This is a genomic window from Frankia sp. AgB32, from assembly GCF_023243045.1.
GTDB lineage: Bacteria > Actinomycetota > Actinomycetes > Frankiales > Frankiaceae > Frankia.
The window spans coordinates 1-2,853 of the sequence record NZ_JALKFX010000141.1 but is presented as its reverse complement, the minus strand read 5'-3'; the positions used below and the strand labels follow the sequence as shown (position 1 = coordinate 2,853).

Genomic DNA, 2,853 nt, shown 5'->3' with positions numbered 1-2,853 from the left:
GGTCTGGGGGGGGGGGGGGGGGGGGGGGGCGCGCGGGGGGGCGGGGGGGGGGGGGGGGGGGGGGGGGCGCCCCCCCCCCGCCCCGTCCCCACCCCGACGGTGCGGCCCACGGCCGCCCACCCATCGCCCGCCCGACCCCCCGCCGAGGCGTACCGGCACCTCGTCGCCCACGCTCTGGGCGACGGGATCACCTGGTACCGGGCGCCGGAAGCCGACACGCCCGGCGGACGGCTGGCGAACCCCAACCGCCAGGGCGTGCCGCTGGTCTTCGCGGTCGAGTGGCGCCAGGCGGGGTGGCTGCGGGTCCGGCTGCCGGTCCGCCCGAACGGCCTGTCGGGCTGGCTGCGGGCGGCGGCTGTCAGCCTCAGTGAGACTCCCTACGACCTGCGGGTGGACCGCTCGGAGCACCGACTGACCGTGTCCCGCGACGGCCGGGTTCTCGTCCGTCTGCCGGTCGGCATCGGAACGGGCAGTACTCCGACGCCCGTCGGCGAGTTCTACCTGACCGAACTGCTGCGCCCGGCCAGTCCGCAGGGCCCGTGGGGGCCGTACGCGTTCGGCCTGTCCGGCTTCTCGGACGTAATCACCCAGTTCAACGGGGACGACGGGATCATCGGTCTGCATGGCACGAACCGGCCAGATCTCATCGGCACCGACGCGAGCCTCGGCTGTATCCGCCTGCGCAATGACGACATCGAGCGACTGGCGGGAATGCTGCCTCTCGGCACGCCGATCTCCATCACCGACTGAGCCGCTTTCCACCGACTTACCGTCCACCCGCCGCCTCGGTCCTTCGCCCACGCTCCGAGGTGGCGTTCCCGCACGGCAGGCCCATTCCTGGCAGGCCTGGTCACGGCGCCGCGACCAGGCCTGCCGCGCTGCCAGTTTGTATTAGCTGAAAGTACGGGGAACCGCGGCTAGGCTCCCCGCATGACGGGTTACCACCTGGCCCAGGTGAACATCGCCCGAGTCCGCGCCCCGCTCCACTCGGCCGTGCCGGACGACCTCGCTGCCGGCCTCGCGCCGATGGCCGACCCCGACGGACAGGCCGGTTTCGTCTGGCGCCGCCCGCCCGAACCGCGCGCCGGTGCCGTGCACACCTTCCGGCTGGAGTCGGCGGCCCACCTGACCGCGATCGTGAACCTGACGGTGTGGACGTCGGTGGACGCGCTCGCCGACTTCGTCCTGCACCAGGGCCACGGTGCGTTCCTGCGGCACCGCCGCGACTGGTTTCGCCCGACGGCCCGGACCACCAATGCCCTGTGGTGGGTGCCTGTCGGGCACGAGCCCGATCCACCGGAGGCCGAGGATCGGGTGCGCCACCTGCGCACGCACGGTCCGACGGCGACAGCGTTCACCTTCCGGCTCACCTTCCCGCCGCCGGACCGGCGGATCTCCCTGGTGCAGGGCGGCGGCGAGCAGTCCGCCGCGGCCGCCGCGGAGATCTCCGGCACGGACAACACGATCGCGCCGAGGACCCTCGCCGCCGGCGGCTGAGCCCAGACAGCGCGCCGCGCCGGTCAGAACGCCGCCGGGTCCTCCTGGTCGATCCAGCCGGACACGATCGTCCCGAACACCGACGGGTCCTCGCCCCGATTCCAGAACGCCGTCGCGGCCTGCGCGGCGACCGCGCCGGCCCGCAGGTACTCGGCGACGTCGCGGCCGTCGGACACCCCGCCGACGCCGACGATGTCGATGGTCTCCGGCAGCAGTCTGCGCAGTTGGCGCACCTGCCCGAGACCCACCGGTTTGAGAGCCGGCCCGCTCAGCCCGGCCAGCTCCACCTCGACGACCGGGCGGTGGTCGGCATCGCTGACGTAGGCGTTGGGGAAGGTGTTCACCGCGGTGACGAAACGCGGGCCCGCGGGCTGGCCGGCCCGCTCCCCCAGCACCCCGGCGAGTTCCGCCAGGGCCACCGGGTCGGAGAACGGGGAGATCTTCACGCCGTACGCGACGGCCGCACCGGAGCCGGCCGCCGGCCGGTCGAGCAGCGCGGCACCGACCGTGTCGCAGACCGCCGCCGTCTGCCCCGGGTCGAAGCAGGCGATGCGCTTCTGGGCGCCGCCGTCCCAGACGTTCGGGCAGGCCAGATTGACTTCGAGGAGGTCGACCCCGGCGGCGGCGACGACCTCGGCGAGCTGGCGGTACTCCGCGACGTCGAAGCCGGCGAGGCTGACGATGAGCGGCTTGCCGGCCGCGTGGGCGGTGGCGACCATGCGCGGCAGCTGCTCGCGGTAGTACTCCAGGCCTCGGTTGGGCAGGCCGAGGGCGTTGAGCGAGTAGTTCTGGCCGGCCCAGTAGACGTTCCCGGGGTTTCCGGGTCGCGCGTGCAGGGTGATCGAGCCGACCACGATCGCCGCGACCGCCGAGCGGGCGAAGGAGTCGACGTCCTCCGACGTCTTGCACGTGCCGGCGGCGTTCATCACCGGATGTTCCAGGGGGACGCCGGCCAGCGTGGTCACGCCGCGGGTCCGGGCCGCGCCGGCCTGCTCATCGGGCCAGCTTCAGCCGGCGCCGGGCGCGGCGCTCGCGGTGCCGGTCGATCGCCTTCTGGTAGACCTCGACCCGCCGGACGGCGATCCGCCGTGGTTCGAGCTCGGCGGTGCCGACCCGGCCGCGGGCGCCCACCGTGGCGGCGAGCTCCGGGTCGGTGAGGTAGGACTCCAGGCCGTCGGCGAGGGCGCGCGGGTCCTCCGGCGGCACAACCGTGCCGCCTTCCCACTTCGCGACCCAGGTCGCGACGCCGGTCGTGGCGGGGGCCCCGCCCGGGCGGCCGGCGGCCCTCCCCGCCCCGCCGGCGCTCGCGAAACTCACGGACCGGCGGGGCCCGCCCCCCACCCCGGCCGCCGGCGG

4 protein-coding genes are annotated in these 2,853 nt (G+C 74.8%); 2 read left to right on the top strand and 2 right to left on the bottom strand.

Annotation, left to right across the window (positions count from 1 at the left end):
• Both MXD60_RS26045 and MXD60_RS26040 read left to right on the top strand, forming a co-directional pair.
• A partial coding sequence (locus MXD60_RS26045) for a L,D-transpeptidase (RefSeq protein WP_518468711.1) occupies positions 1–750 on the top strand: 750 nt, incomplete at its 5' end.
• A 180-nt stretch (positions 751–930) separates the two neighbouring features.
• On the top strand, positions 931–1,497 hold the full coding sequence (locus MXD60_RS26040) for a DUF3291 domain-containing protein (RefSeq protein WP_248822323.1): 567 nt from the start codon (positions 931–933) through the stop codon (positions 1,495–1,497).
• A 23-nt stretch (positions 1,498–1,520) separates the two neighbouring features.
• Here MXD60_RS26040 and MXD60_RS26035 read toward each other — a convergent pair whose 3' ends face one another.
• Together MXD60_RS26035 and MXD60_RS26030 are read right to left on the bottom strand one after the other, a co-directional pair.
• Complete coding sequence (locus MXD60_RS26035; protein ID WP_248822321.1) at positions 1,521–2,462, bottom strand: beta/alpha barrel domain-containing protein; 942 nt, start codon at positions 2,460–2,462, stop codon at positions 1,521–1,523.
• A 28-nt stretch (positions 2,463–2,490) separates the two neighbouring features.
• Positions 2,491–2,853: glycosyltransferase (locus tag MXD60_RS26030; RefSeq protein WP_368861280.1), on the bottom strand; the 363-nt coding region annotated here is incomplete at its 5' end.